The sequence below is a fragment of the Micrococcus sp. 140720015-1 genome (genome assembly GCF_053627595.1).
The window spans coordinates 162,659-178,329 of sequence record NZ_JBSEYC010000004.1 but is presented as its reverse complement, the minus strand read 5'-3'; the positions used below and the strand labels follow the sequence as shown (position 1 = coordinate 178,329).

General features: G+C 74.6%; 13 protein-coding genes. 4 read left to right on the top strand and 9 right to left on the bottom strand.

Features of this window, described 5'->3' with window-relative positions:
• Window positions 1-98: 98 nt before the first annotated feature.
• Both ACUXPL_RS08170 and ACUXPL_RS08165 read left to right on the top strand, forming a co-directional pair.
• Entirely contained in the window at window positions 99-1,637 is a 1,539-nt protein-coding gene (locus ACUXPL_RS08170; RefSeq protein WP_180535680.1) for a DUF349 domain-containing protein, read from the top strand.
• Between the two features lie 85 nt (window positions 1,638-1,722).
• The gene (locus ACUXPL_RS08165; RefSeq protein ID WP_180535681.1) at window positions 1,723-2,340 is read left to right on the top strand and encodes a hypothetical protein; all 618 of its coding nucleotides are present in this window, start codon (window positions 1,723-1,725) and stop codon (window positions 2,338-2,340) included.
• Between the two features lie 11 nt (window positions 2,341-2,351).
• Here ACUXPL_RS08165 and ACUXPL_RS08160 read toward each other — a convergent pair whose 3' ends face one another.
• The 8 genes from ACUXPL_RS08160 to ACUXPL_RS08125 form a co-directional block, all read right to left on the bottom strand.
• On the bottom strand, window positions 2,352-4,646 hold the full coding sequence (locus tag ACUXPL_RS08160; protein WP_454183134.1) for a RelA/SpoT family protein: 2,295 nt from the start codon (window positions 4,644-4,646) through the stop codon (window positions 2,352-2,354).
• Window positions 4,647-4,761: 115 nt separating this feature from the next.
• Window positions 4,762-5,802 carry a protein translocase subunit SecF gene (gene secF, locus ACUXPL_RS08155; RefSeq protein ID WP_180535683.1) on the bottom strand — a complete coding sequence of 347 codons (1,041 nt, stop codon included), beginning with the start codon at window positions 5,800-5,802 and terminating at the stop codon, window positions 4,762-4,764.
• Window positions 5,799-7,613: a protein translocase subunit SecD gene (gene secD / locus ACUXPL_RS08150; RefSeq protein ID WP_180535684.1), complete on the bottom strand. Its 1,815-nt coding sequence runs from the start codon at window positions 7,611-7,613 to the stop codon at window positions 5,799-5,801. The genes secF and secD overlap by 4 nt, the downstream gene beginning before the upstream one ends.
• 70 nt (window positions 7,614-7,683) lie before the next feature.
• Window positions 7,684-8,148 (bottom strand): preprotein translocase subunit YajC, encoded by a 465-nt coding sequence (gene yajC / locus ACUXPL_RS08145; protein WP_454183131.1) that lies wholly within the window; start codon window positions 8,146-8,148, stop codon window positions 7,684-7,686.
• A 60-nt stretch (window positions 8,149-8,208) separates the two neighbouring features.
• Window positions 8,209-9,231 carry a Holliday junction branch migration DNA helicase RuvB gene (ruvB, locus tag ACUXPL_RS08140; protein WP_180535686.1) on the bottom strand — a complete coding sequence of 341 codons (1,023 nt, stop codon included), beginning with the start codon at window positions 9,229-9,231 and terminating at the stop codon, window positions 8,209-8,211.
• Window positions 9,228-9,872, bottom strand: coding sequence for a Holliday junction branch migration protein RuvA (gene ruvA, locus ACUXPL_RS08135; protein WP_180535687.1), 645 nt, complete (start codon window positions 9,870-9,872; stop codon window positions 9,228-9,230). The genes ruvB and ruvA overlap by 4 nt, the downstream gene beginning before the upstream one ends.
• An 80-nt stretch (window positions 9,873-9,952) precedes the next feature.
• Window positions 9,953-10,588 (bottom strand): crossover junction endodeoxyribonuclease RuvC, encoded by a 636-nt coding sequence (gene ruvC, locus ACUXPL_RS08130; RefSeq protein WP_180535688.1) that lies wholly within the window; start codon window positions 10,586-10,588, stop codon window positions 9,953-9,955.
• Between the two features lie 47 nt (window positions 10,589-10,635).
• A complete protein-coding gene (locus ACUXPL_RS08125) occupies window positions 10,636-11,397 on the bottom strand; it encodes a YebC/PmpR family DNA-binding transcriptional regulator (protein WP_200968886.1) in 762 nt (253 codons plus the stop codon).
• 99 nt (window positions 11,398-11,496) lie between these two features.
• Between ACUXPL_RS08125 and ACUXPL_RS08120 the strand changes: the two genes are divergently transcribed.
• Window positions 11,497-13,590 carry a M3 family metallopeptidase gene (locus ACUXPL_RS08120; RefSeq protein WP_454183128.1) on the top strand — a complete coding sequence of 698 codons (2,094 nt, stop codon included), beginning with the start codon at window positions 11,497-11,499 and terminating at the stop codon, window positions 13,588-13,590.
• Window positions 13,591-13,596: 6 nt separating this feature from the next.
• On the opposite strand, the gene ACUXPL_RS08115 is transcribed toward ACUXPL_RS08120, so the two are convergent.
• Window positions 13,597-14,997, bottom strand: coding sequence for an alpha/beta hydrolase family protein (locus ACUXPL_RS08115; protein ID WP_454183126.1), 1,401 nt, complete (start codon window positions 14,995-14,997; stop codon window positions 13,597-13,599).
• 87 nt (window positions 14,998-15,084) lie between these two features.
• On the opposite strand from ACUXPL_RS08115, the gene msrB reads away from it, so the two are divergent.
• Window positions 15,085-15,600 (top strand): peptide-methionine (R)-S-oxide reductase MsrB, encoded by a 516-nt coding sequence (msrB, locus tag ACUXPL_RS08110; protein ID WP_144819011.1) that lies wholly within the window; start codon window positions 15,085-15,087, stop codon window positions 15,598-15,600.
• The last annotated feature ends 71 nt before the right edge of the window (window positions 15,601-15,671 follow it).

Below are 15,671 nucleotides of genomic sequence, written 5' to 3'. Positions count from 1 at the left end.
CGCCGTCCGGCCCGGTACGCTGGCCCTGTTCGTGTCCATCCCGACCGGCCGCATCCCTCGACGACGGCGCGCCGGCGCAGTCAGGGAGAGTTCCAGCGGTGACCAATCACATGCAGCCCGACGACCAGCAGTCCCCCGCCACCGAGGCCACCCCCGCGTCGGCCGAGTCCGCCGAGACGACCGTGCCCGCCGAGGCCCGTCCCGTCCCCGAGATCGTCCCCGACGCCCCGGCGCACGGTGATTCCTCCCAGCCCGCCGAGGCGCCCGCCGTGCCCTCCCCGGCCGCGATGAAGAAGGCCAGCCCGGCCGCCGTGCGCCCCGCGACGCCCGCCGCCGCGTCCGCCGCCCCGGCCCCCGTCGTGGCCCCGACCGTGCCGCCCACCCCGGTGGAGGAGGCCGCCAGGTTCGCCCGGGTGAGCGAGGACGGCCACGTCACGCTGCTGGACGGGCAGGAGGAGCACGCGGTCGGCCAGGTGCCGGACGCGAGCACCGAGGACGCGCTGGCGTACTTCGTGCGCAAGTACGACGACGTGCGCGCCCAGATGGCCCTGTTCGAGCAGCGCATCGCCGCCGGCGCCCCCTCGGGTGAGCTGGGCCGGGCGCTGGGTCAGATGACGACCGCGGTGAACGAGCGCCACATGGTCGGCGACATGGACGCCCTCCGCACCCGCCTGGCGGCCCTGGAGACCCTCCTGGGCGACTACCGCGCCGCGGAACAGGAGGCCCGGCAGGCCGCCCAGGCCGAGCAGCTGGCCACCCGCGAGGCCATCGTCGCCGAGGCCGAGACCTTCGCCCAGACCCCGGCCGAGCGGATGCCCTGGAAGACCGCGTCCAAGCGCATGACGGAGCTGTTCGAGGAGTGGAAGGCCGCCCAGAAGGCCGGCCCGCGTCTGGCCAAGTCGGTCGAGGACGACCTGTGGAAGCGCTTCCGCGGCGCCCGCACCACGTTCGACAAGACCCGCCGCGCCCACTTCTCCCGGCTGGACGCCGCCTCGGCCGAGGCCAAGCAGGTCAAGGAGCGCCTCATCGCCCGCGCCGAGGAGCTGTCCACCTCCACCGACTGGGGCGTGACCGCCGGCAAGTACCGCGACCTGATGGACGAGTGGAAGCGCGCCCCCCGGGCCTCCCGCAAGGAGGACGACGCCCTCTGGACCCGCTTCCGTGGCGCCCAGGACGTCTTCTTCGCCGCCCGCAAGGCCGCGAACCAGGAGATCGACCGCGAGTACGGGGCCAACCTGAAGGTGAAGGAGCAGATCCTCGCCGACGGCCAGAAGCTGCTCCCCTTCACGGACGTCAAGGCCGGGCGGCGCGCGCTCAACGAGCTGCGCGGGCGGTGGGAGGATGCCGGCCGCGTGCCCCGCGGGGACGTCCGTCGCATGGAGGAGGGCTTCCGCAAGCTCGAGGACGCCCTCAAGCAGGCGGAGAACGAGCACTGGCGCCGCACCGACCCGGAGACCAAGGCCCGCACGAACTCCGCCCTCACGCAGCTCGAGGAGACCATCGCCGGGCTCGAGGCGGATCTCGCCCGGGCCCAGGCCCAGGGCGATCAGCGCGCCGTCAAGAAGGCCCAGGAGGCGCTCGACGCGCGCCTGCAGTGGAAGCAGGCCCTCGAGGCCTCGGCCTCCGAGCTCCGCTGAGTCCCACCCGTCTCGAGCACGCCCCCGCGGCCCGCCTGTCCACAGCCGGCCGCGGGGGCGTCCTCGTCTCTGGCAGGCTCCGGGCATGACCACCCAGACGATCGAGGAGACCGCCCCGACCGGTGCGCTCGTGCTGGCGGGCGACCCCTTCTCAGAGCCGGAGCTGCAGGCGCTCGGCGCGCGGGGCGCCGTGCGGCCGCTGCTGCCCGGAGTGTGGGCGCGGCCGGACGCGGCGGACGATCCCGCGGTCCGGGCCGCTGCCCTGTGGACCCTCGGCGGCCCGCTCCTGGCCGCCGGCTGGACCGCGATCGGCCCGTCGGCGGCCTGGATCCTGGCCGGCGGCGCGGCGCCCGGGCGGCTGCACGCCGCCGTGCCGCACTTCCACCGGCGCCCCGCCGGCGGGGGCCCGCTGCCCTGGACGCTCACGCAGTCGGACGTCGCGGCCGATGCCTCGGGCGTCGCCCCCGCCGAGCACGACGTGCTCCGGTTCGGCCCCGTGCGGGTCACGACGCCCGCCCGGACGGTCGAAGACCTGCTGCTCAGCGCCGACCCGGATGCGGCGCGGCGCGCGGCCGCCGTGATCGGCGCCCACGGCGCCGCCGGGCTGCGGGAGCGGCTGGCCCGCCGGACCCGCCGTGCCGGCGTCGTGGCGGCCCGGCGCCGGCTGGGCGCGCTGCTGGCGGCGCTGGACGTCCCCGACTGAGGCCGGGAGGCTCAGGTGCGGTGCACGTCGAAGACGCCGTCGATGCGGCGCACCGCGTCGATCACGTGCCCGAGGAACCGGGGGTCGCCCATCTCGAAGACGAACCGGCTCATCGCCACGCGGTCGCGGGTGGTGTTCACGGAGGCCGAGAGGATGTTCACGTGGTTCTCGGAGAGGACCCGTGTGACGTCGGAGAGCAGCGACTTGCGGTCCAGCGCCTCGATCTGGATCTCGACCAGGTAGACGGTGTCCCGCGACGGCGCCCAGCTGACCGGGGTGCGGCGCTCCGGCTCCTGGGCCAGCAGGGTCGCCAGGTTGGGACAGTCGACCCGGTGGACGGAGACCCCGGAGCCTCGGGTGACGAACCCGTCGATGGCGTCCGGCGGCACCGGGTTGCAGCACCGGGCCAGCTTGGCCATGACGCCGCCGTCGCCGTCCACGAGCACGCCGGCGTCGTTGGTGGCCCGCGCGGGGGCCCGCCGCGCCTGGGCCGGGACCAGCTCCTGCAGGTCCACCTCGCCGACGGTGAGCTCGCCCTGCGGCTCGGCCTGCGTCGGAGACGGCGGGGCGAGGCGCTCCGCGACGCGTTCCTGCACGGACTGCGCGGACACGTGACCGTCGCCGAGGGCCACGAACAGCCCGTCGAGGTCCGCGTAGCCGAGATCCGCGGCCACCTGCACCAGCTCCTCGCCGCCGAGCACCTGCTGCACGGCCATGCCGGCCTTGCGCAGCTGACGGGTCAGCGACTCGCGTCCCCGGTCGGCCTGCTCGTCGCGGCGCTGCGTGGCGAAGTGGTGACGGATCTTGGACCGGGCCCGCGGCGAGACCACGAAGCCCAGCCAGTCCCGGCTCGGGCCCGCGTCCTCGGCGCGCGAGGTGAAGACCTCCACGGTGTCGCCGTGGCTCAGCGGCGTGGACAGCGGGACGAGCTTGCCGTTGACCCGGGCGCCGATGGTGCGGTGGCCGACGTCGGTGTGGATGGCGTAGGCGAAGTCCACGGGCGTGGAGCCGGCCGGCAGGGTCCGGATCTCCCCCTTCGGCGTGAAGACGTACACCTCGTCCGCCCCGATCTGGGTGCGCAGCGAGGCGAGGAACTCGTCCGGGTCCCGGGTGTCCGCCTGCCAGTCCATCACCGAGCGCAGCCAGGCCGGCGTGGCCTGCACCGGCGCCTGATCGGCGACCTGGGCCTTGTACCGCCAGTGCGCGGCGACGCCGTACTCGGCCTGGCGGTGCATCTCCTGCGTGCGGATCTGGATCTCCACCGGCTTGCCGCCCGGGACCATCACCGTGGTGTGCAGGGAGCGGTACATGTTCAGCTTCGGGACGGCGATGTAGTCCTTGAACCGGCCCGGGACCGGGTTCCAGCGGGCGTGGATCACGCCGAGCACGGCGTAGCAGTCACGCACGGAGTCCACGAGCACCCGGATGCCCGTCAGGTCGTGGATGTCGTCGAAGTCCTTCCCGCGCGTCACCATCTTCTGGTAGATCGAGTAGTAGTGCTTCGGCCGTCCGGTGACGGTCGCCCGGATCCGGTGCTCGCGCAGGTGCTCCTCGATCACGGTGCGCAGCGCCGCGATGTGCTTCTCCCGCTCCGGGTTCCGCTCCCCCACGAGGCGCACGATCTCCGCGTACATCTTGGGCTTGAGGGCGGCGAAGGAGAGGTCCTCGAGCTCCCACTTGACGGTGTTCATGCCGAGCCGGTGGGCCAGCGGGGCGTAGATGTCCAAGGTCTCCTGGGCCTTGCGGGCGCTGGACTCCGGGGAGACGTACCGCCACGTCCGCGCGTTGTGCAGCCGGTCGGCGAGCTTGATGAGCAGGACGTTCACGTCCTGGGCCATGGCGATGACCATCTTGCGCACGGTCTCGGCCTGCGCCGCGGCGCCGTAGGTCACCTTGTCCAGCTTGGTCACGCCGTCCACGAGGAGGGCGGCCTCGGAGCCGAAGTCGGCGCGCAGGCGCTCCAGGGAGTAGTCCGTGTCCTCGACGGTGTCGTGCAGCAGGGCCGCCAGGAGCGTCGGGCCCGTCACGCCGATCTCGGCGAGGATCGTGGCGACCGCGACGGGGTGGGTGATGTACGGGTCCCCGGAGCGCCGCATCTGCCCCTCGTGTGCCGCGCGGGCGACCTCGAAGGCGCGGACGATCTCGGCCAGCTCGGTCTTGGTGGCTCGCTGCCGCACCGTGCGCATCAGCGGCTCGAGCAGGGGCGAGTACTCGGTGGCGTGCCGGCCGGTCAGGCGTGCGATCCGGCTGCGGGGCCGGACCGGGGCGGGACGGGCCGGGGCGGGAGTGGGGTCCTGCTCGCTCATGGGCCACGCCTCCTGACTCGTGCGGCCCCGACCGCTCCGGCCGGGATGATCGGCGAGTCTACCCGCGCCCGTCCCACCCCGCCCCAGGAAGACCGCCGGGGCCGCAGCGGCTCCGTCAGAGCCGTGCGCCGTCGTCCCAGGGTGCGACGTCGGGATCGGCGACCGCGTCTGAGCCACGCTCCCGGGTGGCCCGGGCCGCGGCCCGGGCGTCGTGGTCGCGCACGTCCGCGTCGTTGCGGCGCAGCAGGGCGTACAGCGGCGCCTGGAGGAACAGGGTGGACAGGGTGCCCACGATGATGCCCACGAACAGCGCGAGCGCGATGTCCCGCAGCGTGCCGGCACCGAGCAGCCCCGCGCCGATGAACAGGATCGAGCCCACCGGCAGGATGCCGACGACGGAGGTCGTGATGGACCGGACGAGCGTCTGGTTCACCGCGAGGTTCACGTTCTCGACGAAGGTGCGCTCCGGGTCCTCTTCGGACCCGATCGTGTTCTCACGGATCTTGTCGAAGACCACCACGGTGTCGTAGAGCGCGTAGGACAGGATCGTGAGGAAGCCGATGATGGCCGACGGCGTGATCTCGAAGCCGGTGGCGCCGTAGATGCCGGCGGTCAGCGCGACCACGTAGAGCATGCCGAGCACGGCGGCCAGGGACATCTTCCAGGTGCGGAAGTACACGGCCATGAACAGGGTCACGAGCACCACGAAGATCACCAGGCCGATCAGGGCCTGCTGCGACACGGCGGCGCCCCAGGTCGGCCCCACGAAGGTCGAGGTCACCTGGTCCTGGCCGACGCCGTAGGCCTCCTGCAGGTTCGCGGCCACGGCTCGGGTCTGGGCGTCGTCGAGCTGCTCGGTCTGGACGCGCACGGTGCCCGGGGCGACGTTCGTGACGGTGGCGTGGCCGTCGGCCAGCACGTCGGTCACGGCGCGCTCGCCCGCGGCCATGTCGGTGGAGGCCGTCTGCGAGACGGTGAACTCGGAGCCGCCCCGGAACTCGATGCCGAGGTTGTAGCCGCCCCGCAGGGCGGTCAGGCCGCCGGCGAGGACGAGCAGCAGGGCGGCGAGGGCGAACCACCGCCGCCAGCGCTGGATGAACGGGTAGGAGGTGCGGCCCGAGTAGAGGGCGTTGCCCCAGTCGGCGAAGCGGTTCACTGGTCCTCCTCCTGGCGACGGCGCTCGGCGCGGCGTCGCTCGGCGATCGTCATGGGCGGCTCGGTGCGCGAGCGGCGGCCGCCCCGGCCGGACGAGCCCGCGCGGGGGGCGCCCGTCGCCACGAGCGGCCGCGGGGCGTCGGCGGCCTCCGTGTCGCCGGCGCCGGTCGACTCGTCGGCGGCCTCCGCCGGGAGCCCGGTGGCGGGCTCGCGGAAGCGGCCGGCGCCCTGATACAGGGACGGCCCGCCCAGCAGCGACGGGTCCAGCCCGGACATCGGGTGCCCCTCGCCCACGAAGCGGGTCTGGGCCAGCAGCACCATGAGCGGGTGGGTGAACATGAACACCACGATCAGGTCGGCGATCGCGGTGAGGCCGAGGGTGAACGCGAAGCCGCGCACGTTGCCGACGGCCACGAAGTACAGCACGACGGCGGCCAGCAGGTTCACGGCCTTGGACGCGGTGATCGTCCGCTGGGCGCGCTTCCAGCCCTCGTGCACGGCGACGGGGACGGTGTGGCCCGCGCGCAGCTCGTCCTTGATGCGTTCGAAGTAGACGATGAACGAGTCCGCCGTCAGGCCGATCGCCACGATGAGCCCGGCGATGCCCGCGAGGGACAGGCGGTAGTTGTCCGTCCAGCCCAGGATCGCGATGGCCAGCCACGTCAGCACGCCCGCCACGATGATCGAGGCGAAGGTCAGCAGGCCCAGGGCCCGGTACTGGAAGAACTGGTACACGGCCACGAGGCCGAGGCCGATCAGGCCGGCGATCAGGCCCCAGAAGAGCTGGTCCCGGCCGAGCGTGGCGGAGATCTGCTGCTCGGACTCGATCGAGAAGGAGATCGGCAGGGAGCCGTAGTCGAGCTGCTCGGCCAGCTGCGCCGTCGTCTGCTCGTTCAGGGTGGGGCCGCTGATCTGCGCGCTGCCGTTGGTGATGACCACGTTGGACTGCGGCGCGGAGATCACGGCCCCGTCCAGCAGGATCGCGAACTGCTTGCGCGGGTCGCCCTCGGGGTACGGGGTGAGCTTCTGGGTGACCTCCGTGAAGGTCTTGGCGCCCTCCTCGTCGAAGTCGATGTTGACGACCCACTGGTTGGTGGAGACGCCGCCCTGGGCCTGGGCCATGCCGTTGGACGCGCCCTTGATCTGGGTGCCCGGGATGACCACGGGGCCCAGGATGTACTTCTGGGCCGGCGTGACGGCGCCGTCGGCGAGCTCCCCGGAGGGCTGGCAGGCGACGATCGCCCGGTCGGACGGCGGCGGGGGCGCGGCCGGGTCCCGCGGGGCGGTGCAGTCCGTGGCCTGGAACTCGGCCAGCAGGGCCGGGGTGACCCAGTTCGGGTCGTAGGCGTCGGCCGGCTCGCCGTCGGGCGCGGGCAGCTGGTCTTCGGGCAGGCGCTGGTCCTCGGGCGTGGCCTCCCCCGAGCCGGACTGCAGCACGGGGCGGAACTGCATGTCCGCGGACGCCTGGATCAGGCGGCGGGTCTCCTCGTCCGGGACCCCGGGCAGGGAGACGACCACGTTCTGGGAGCCCTGCGTGGCGACCTCCGCCTCGGCCACGCCGGAGCCGTCCACACGCTGGCGGATGATCTCCACGGCCTGGTCCAGCTGCTCGGGGGTGACGGACTCGCCCGTCGAGGTCTCGGGGGCCAGCACCATCTGCGTGCCGCCCTCGAGGTCGAGGGCGAGCTTGGGAGCCCAGGAGGCCGCGCCGGAGGCCACGCCCCCGCCGAGGATCGCGGCCAGGACCACGAGGAGGGCGGCCAGCCAGGCCAGGGTGCGCCCGGCGGAGCCGGTGGGTGTTCTCTTCGCCATTGCTCAGGTGCTTCCGTCACATCCGAGCGGCCCCGCCAGGCGGGGCCGCGTGTGCAGGGGTGGGTGGGCCTCAGGCCAGGTCGTCGCGGCGCGGACGCGGATCGGCGTCGTCGGCGCGGTACTCGGTGCCGGGGGCGTCATCCAGACGCGACGGGTCCGTGGTGGGCGCGGCGGCGGGGTCGACGCTGGCCGGGGCCTCGGCCGCGGCGGCCGTCTCGGGCTCCACGACGGTGGTGATGCCCTGCAGGTGCACGTCCATGCGGGTGCCCGGCGCGGTCTCCAGCGTCACCCGCTGGGCCTCGGCGTCCACGGCCACGACGGTGCCGAAGATGCCGGCGCCGGTCATGACCTCGTCGCCCGGGGCGAGGGTGCTGCGCATCTGCGCCTGCTGCTGCTGGATCTTCTTGCCCTTGCGGAAGGAGACGAAGAGCATCACCGCGAGCAGGGCGAAGGCGATGAGCATGAGCATGCTGCCGCCGCCTCCCTGGGCCTGCTGGGCGATCACGGGCAGGGTCGCGGCGGTGGCGACGGGCATGGGGGACTCCTGATGCTCGGGGTGGGCGGGCCTGTCCAGTGTAGGGGCCCGCCCTGGGCGTCACGGCCCCGGCGTGGCCTCCGGAGCGGCGAGGCCCAGGTGCTCCCAGGCCCCCGGCAGCGCGACACGGCCACGGGGGGTGCGCGCCACCATGCCCTCGCGGATGAGGAAGGGCTCGGCCACGGTCTCCACGGTCTCGGCCTCCTCCCCCACGGCGGTGGCCAGCGTGCTGAGCCCCACGGGCCCGCCGCCGAACGTGGTGCACAGGGCGGTGAGCACGGACCGGTCGAGCCGGTCCAGGCCCCGCCCGTCGACGTCGTACATGTCCAGGGCGGCGGCGGCGTCGTGCGGGCCGACCTCGGCCAGCCCCTTCACGAGCGCCCAGTCCCGCACCCGGCGCAGCAACCGGTTGGCGATGCGCGGGGTGCCGCGCGAGCGCCGGGCGATCTGCCGGTACCCCTCCGTGTCCAGCCGCATGTCCAGCAGCAGGGCGGAGCGGCGCAGGACGCGCTCGAGCTCCCCCTCGGTGTAGAAGTCCAGGTGGCCCGTGAAGCCGAAGCGGTCGCGCAACGGCCCCGGCAGGAGGCCGGCCCGCGTGGTGGCGCCCACGAGCGTGAAGGGCGGCAGCTCGAGCGGGATCGAGGTGGCGCCGGCGCCCTTGCCCACCACGATGTCCACGCGGAAGTCCTCCATGGCCATGTAGAGCATTTCCTCGGCCGGGCGGGACATCCGGTGGATCTCGTCGAGGAAGAGCACCTCGCCCTCGGTGAGCGAGGACAGGATGGCCGCGAGGTCGCCCGCGTGCTGGATCGCGGGGCCGGAGGACAGCCGCAGGGGGGCGTTCATCTCCGCGGCCACGATCATCGCCAGCGTGGTCTTGCCGAGCCCGGGCGGGCCGGAGAGCAGCACGTGGTCCGCGGCGCGGTCCCGCAGCCGGGCGGAGGCGAGCATGAGGTCCAGCTGCTCGCGCACGCGCATCTGGCCCACGAACTCGTCCAGATGCTTGGGGCGCAGCGCGGCCTCGAGCCGGCGCTCCTCCGGGTCGACGGCCGCCGCGGACAGCGGTGAGGACTCCGCGCTCATCGCCCGCCTCGCACCGCGCCGGCCCTGCCGACGTCGCGCAGGGTGGCGCGCAGCAGCGCGGCGACGTCGCGGCCCTCGTCCAGCTCCGGGCGGGCCGCCACGGTGGCCTCGACGGCCTTGAGCGCCTCCTTCTCGGACCAGCCCAGGCCGGCCATCGCCTGCACGACGTCGGCGTGCCAGACCGTCTCGACGGCCGGCTCGGCGCTCGCCTCGGCCTCCGCCTCGGGTACCTGCTCCCCGGTGGGCGCGAGGCGGCCGGAGAGCTCGACGATGATCTTGCGCGCCATCTTCGGCCCGATGCCGGGCACGCGGGTGAGCGTCTTCTCGTCCTCCTCGGTGACCGCCCGGCGCACGGTCTCGGGGTGGTGGACGGAGAGGATCGCCAGGGCGAGGCGGGGACCCACGCCGTTGGCCGTGATGAGCACCTCGAACACCTCGCGCTCGTCACGGTCCGCGAAGCCGTAGAGGGTCAGGGCGTCCTCCTTGACCACGAGGTGGGTCTGCACCGCCCCCGGCCGGCCCTCGTGCAGGGTGGCCAGCGTCTGCGGGGTGGCGGAGAACTGCACGCCCAGGCCGCCGACGGCGATGACCGCCCGGTCGAGGGCCACGTGCTCGACGGTGCCGCTGAGCGAGGCGATCATGAGGGGCCCTCCTGTCGGGACGGACGGACGCCGGTCGGCGCGGATTCGAACATATCATCGAACGCCGGCCCGGCGGCGGCCTACCGGCGTCGTCCGCCGCCCGCCGATCGCTCGGCGTCGAGCCAGGCCCGCTGGGCGGCGGTGAGCTGGCCCCGCGGGCGGGCGCGCGCGGGCGCCTTGGCGGCGAACTGCGAGCGCCCCGCCCGGGAGGCGAGGTCCGCGGTGTCGAGGCCGGTCTGGCCGGCGGCCGCGCCGAGGGCGGTGCCGCGCCAGCCGTGGGCGATGGCCAGGGCGAGGGCGTCGGCCGCGTCGGCCGGGCGCGGCGGGGCGTCGAGGCGGAGGATCCGGGTGACCATCGTGGTGACCTGCTCCTTGCCCGCGTCGCCGTGCCCGGTGACGGCGGCCTTGACCTCGGAGGGGGTGTGCAGGCCCACGGGGACGCCGGCGCGCGCGGCCGCGGCGATCGCCACGCCCGCGGCCTGGGCCGTGCCCAGCACGGTCGGCGTGTTCGTGTTCGCGAACATGCGCTCGACGGCGGCGCGGTCGGGCCGGTGCGCGGCGAGGACCGCGGAGACGGCCTCGTCGATGCGCAGGAGCCGCTGGTCCAGGGAGGCGGTGGGCGGGGTGCCCGTGACCTCGACGTGGACGAGCCCGGCCCGCCGTCGCGCGTCCACGTCCACCACGGCGATCCCGCAGCGGGTGAGCCCCGGGTCCACCCCGAGGATCCGGACGACGTCGGCGGGCCGGCGCGCGCTCAGCGCGATCAGTCCTCGTCGAGCTCGGCGAGGACCTCGGGGGCGATGTCCACGTTCGAGAAGACGTTCTGGACGTCGTCGAGGTCCTCGAGGGCGTCGGCCAGCTTGAGGAAGGTGCGGGCGCCCGCCGCGTCCAGGTCCACCTTCATGGTGGGGACGAACTCGAGCTCGTCGGACTCGTACTCCACGCCCGCCTCGTCGAGGGCCTTGGCCACGGACTGCAGGTCGGAGGGGTCCGAGAGGATCTCGAAGGAGTCGCCGGAGAGGACGACCTCCTCGGCGTCCGCGCCGCCCTCGAGCACGGCCTCGAGCAGGCCGTCCTCGGTGTTGCCCTCGGCCGGCAGGCGCACGAGGCCCTTGCGCTCGAAGAGGAAGGAGACGGAGCCGGAGTCCGCCATGGTGCCGCCGTTGCGGGTGACGGCCGCGCGCACGTCCGCGGCGGCGCGGTTCTTGTTGTCGGTCAGGCACTCGACCAGCAGCGCCGAGCCCTGGGGGCCGCGGACCTCGTACATGATCTCGGCGTAGTCGATGACCTCGCCGGTCAGGCCGGCGCCGCGCTTGACGGCGCGGTCGATGTTGTCGTTGGGCACCGAGGCCTTCTTGGCCTTGGACACGGCCAGGTCGAGCGCGGGGTTGCCGGCGACGTCGGGGCCGCCGGCACGCGCCGCGACCTCGATGTTCTTGATGTACTTCGCGAACGCCTTGGCGCGCCGCGCGTCGATGACGGCCTTCTTGTGCTTGGTGGTCGCCCACTTGGAATGTCCTGCCATCACGCCTCCTCAGGTCTGGATCTCGTCTGCTGGCTCGACCGCCCAGTCTAGCGACGCCCGGTGGGGTGGCGCGGATCACGGCTGACTACACTCGCGCCCATGACCCACACCTCCGCGCCCTCCGTCCTGCCCGCCGACCACCCGCTGGCGACCCCCTCCGACCTGCCCTACGGCCTGCCCGACTTCTCCGCCGTCTCCGACGCGCAGCTGGCCGAGGCCGTGCGCGCGGGGATGGCGGCCCAGCGCGCCGAGGTCGACCAGATCCTCGGGGCGGCCACGGCGCCGACCTTCGAGAACACCGTCCGTGCGCTCGAGCTGTCCGGCCAGCTGCTGCGCCGCTCCGCCGCCATGTTCTTCACGCTCGTCGGCTCGGACGGCACGGACGCGCGGCAGGCCCTGGCCGAGGAGCTCTCCCCCGAGCTCGCGGCCCACGAGGACGCGATCCTGCTGGACCCGCGGCTGGCCTCGCGCGTCGCGGCGATCGACGACGGCGGCCTCACCGGCGAGGACGCCCGCCTGCTGGAGACGCTGCGACTGCGCCTCTCCCTGGCGGGGGCGGACCTGGACGAGGCCGCGCGCGAGGAGCTGCGCGGGATCAACACGGAGCTGGCGTCCCTCTCGGCCGCCTACACGCGCCGCCTCGTGGCGGACACGGCGGCCCGCGCCGTGCTCGTCACGGACCGCGAGCGCCTGGCCGGTCTGAGCGAGGACGACCTGGCCGCGGCGGCGGGGGCGGCCGCCGAGGCGGGGCACGGGGACGGGGACGCGGCGGCGGGCCCGTGGCTGCTGACGCTGTCCCTGTTCACGTCGCAGCCGTGGCTGGCGTCCCTGCAGGACGAGGGGATGCGGCGCGAGGTGTTCGAGGCGTCGACGGGCCGGGGCGGGTCCGGGGAGCACGAGACGCTGGCGACGGCGATGGCGATGGTGCGGCTGCGGTTGCGCAAGGCGCGGCTGCTGGGGGCGCAGAGCTGGGCCGAGCAGGCGCTGAAGGACCGGGCGGCGCCGTCGACGGCGGCCGTGGAGGATCTGCTGGCCGCGATGGCGCCGCGGGCGATGGCCAACGCGCGGGCGGACGCGGCGACGGCGGCGGCGCACGCGGGCCGGACGGACGCCGAGGTGGCCCCGTGGGACTGGCCGGCGCTGTCCGCGGCGTACGCGCGCGAGGAGTTCGCCGTGGACGCGGACGCCCTGCGCCCGTACTTCGAGCTGGACCGGGTGCTGACGGAGGGCGTGTTCGCGGCGGCGACGGCGCTGTACGGGCTCACGTTCGCCGAGCGCCCGGAGCTGGCGCGGCACCTGTACCGCCCCGGGATCCGGGTGTTCGAGGTGACGGGTGAGGACGGTGCCGGGGTGGGTCTGTTCGTCGCGGACCTGTTCGCGCGGCCGACCAAGTCGGGCGGCGCCTGGATGCACACGGTGCGGGACATGGCGGACGCCCTGGGCGAGCGCCCGGTGGTGTTCACCACGATGAATGTGCCGGCCCCGGCGGCGGGGCGTCCGGCCCTGCTGACGCTGGATGAGGCCACGACGCTGTTCCACGAGTTCGGCCACGCCCTGCACGGACTGCTGGCCCGGGGCGAGTACGCCTCCCTCACCGGGACGAACGTGCCGCGCGACGTCGTCGAGTTCCCGTCGCAGGTCAACGAGGTGTGGCTGCGCGAGCCGTCCCTGCTGGCCGCGTACGCGCGGCACGTGGAGACGGGCGAGCCGCTGCCGGCCGGGACGCTGGAGCGGCTCGAGGCGGCGGACCTGTGGGGCGAGGGGCACCGCACGGTCGAGTACCTGGGCGCGGCGCTCGTGGACTGGGCCTGGCACTCGGTGACGGAGGAGACGGTGGACGCCGCCACGGCCGACCCGGCCGCCTTCGAGCGCCGGGTGCTGACCGAGGCGGGCATCGATCCGGACCTGGTGCCTCCGCGCTACGGCACCGGCTACTTCAAGCACATCTTCGGCGGCGGCTACGCGGCCGGGTACTACTCCTACGTGTGGGCCGAGGTGCTGGACGCGGACGCCGTGGAGTGGTTCCGCGCGCACGGCGGGATGACGCGGGAGAACGGCCGCCGGTTCGCGGACGAGCTGCTCTCGCGGGGCGACACGCGTGACGTGCTGGAGTCCTACCGCGCGTTCCGCGGCCGGGACGCCGAGCTCGAGCCGCTGCTGCGCCGTCGGGGGCTGGCGGACGCCGCGGCCTGAGCCCGGTCAGCGCCCCCGGCCGCCGGGGCGGGGGGCGCTGAGCACGGCGCGCAGCCAGCCGCGCACGGTGGTGTCCCACTTGCGCGGGTCCACGTTCTGCTCGCGGGTGTGGCGGGCCTGGTGGAAGCGGACGAACCGCACGAGGTCCGGGTTGCGCTCGGCCAGGTCCTGCGAGGGGCCGACGGGCACGTACTCGTCGTCCTCGGAGTGCAGGATCAGCGTGGGCACGCGCACGTGGTCGGCGCGGGTCACCCAGTCCAGGGCCTTGAGGTCCACGGGGGCGGCCAGGCCCGTGATGAACCGGCCGGCCCGGTTGGCCAGCAGCCACTGGCCGAGCAGGCCCACGGCTTCGGGGATCCGGTTGAGCCGGGCCTGGTGGCGCAGCACGTCCACCCAGTCCACGACGGGGCCCGTCAGGACCACGCCGCGCACGTGCGGGGCCAGCGTGGAGCGGTCCACGGTCTGCAGCACCACGGCCCCGCCCATGGACCAGCCGAAGAGGACGACGTCCCGGGCGCCGTGGTCGAGGGCGTAGCGGATCGCGGCCTCGACGTCCTCCCACTCGGTGGTGCCGAGCCCGTAGCGGGCGTCGGCCGCGTCCGGGGCGTCCCCGTCGTTGCGGTAGGAGATCAGCAGCGACGTCATGCCCAGGCGGCGGGCGGTCGGCACGGCGCGGATGCCCTCGTTGCGGCGCGCGCCGCGGCCGTGGACCATCACCGCCCACAGCCCCTCCGCGGGACGGGGTTCGCCGTCCTCGCTGGGGCCCGGCGCGATGCGCCATGCGCGGGCGTGGCCGCCGGGCACCGGCACCTGCACGTCCTCGGCGTCGAGCCCGGCGTCGGCGGGGGTCGGGTAGACGAAGCCGGTGAACCGGCCCCGGGTCGCCGTCGTCAGATCCCCGGAGAAGACCTCCTCGACCGCGCGCTGCACCGTGCCGTCCCGGGGGTCGAAGGAGGTGATCTCCCCGATCCGGGCGCATCCGGCGCCGTCGTCGAACGTGAGGGAGTACTGCCCGGGCACGGTGGTGTACTCGTCGGCCTGCAGGATCACGTCCTGCCCGGCGGGCGTGTCGACGACGGCGAGGATCGGCGTGGACTCGGCGTGGCGGCGCACGGGGGTCACCACGGTGCGGGCGAACACGCCCGCGAGCGCCGAGCTCGCCCCGGCCAGCACGAAGGCGGAGGCCGCGGCGACGCTGAGCACGGGCGGGGCCCAGCGGGCCACCGGGGAGGCCACGGCCACGCCGCCGCGCACCGATCCGCTGACCCCGCGGCGGACCAGGCGGCCCGCTCGGCGGACGCGGGAGTCGCGGCCCCCGGCCCGCCGGGATGCCACGGTGACGGCGGCGGCCAGGGCGGGCGGCAGGTCGGCGGGGCGGGGACGGGGACGGCGGGGTCGTGCGGCCATGCGCGCCATTGTCCTCCACGGGCGGGCGCGCCCGCCAATGCGGCGCCGGCCGGGAACACCACGGCGCTCCGGACCGTTGCACCGGGCATGACCGAGACTCCCCACACCCCCCATGACGGTCCCACCCCCGACCCCGCGCGGGACGCCCCCGCTCCCGAGCAGACCCTGGCCGCCCCGGGTGGCGCCCGCCTGACGGACGAGGAGTGGGCCCGACGGCTCACGCCCGAGGAGTTCCAGGTGCTGCGCCGGGCCGGCACGGAGCGGCCCTTCACGGGCGAGTACTGGGACTCGCACGTGAAGGGCGTGTACGCGTGCCGGGCGTGCGGGTCCGAGCTGTTCCGCTCGGACGAGAAGTTCGACGCGCACTGCGGCTGGCCCTCGTTCTTCGCGCCGCTCGCGGAGGACCGGGTGGAGTACCTGAAGGACACCACCCTGGGCATGGAGCGGATCGAGGTGCGGTGCGCGGCGTGCGGCTCCCACATGGGTCACGTCTTCGCGGGCGAGGGCTACGACACCCCCACGGACCTGCGCTACTGCATCAACTCGATCTCGCTGCGCCTGGCCCCCGCCGACGACGCGGCGGCCCCGGACGGGGCGCGCTGAACCGGTGCGGGAGCGCCGTGGCCTCCACGGCGCGCCCCCGCGGCCCGGTGGGCCCCGCGGCCTAGGCTGAC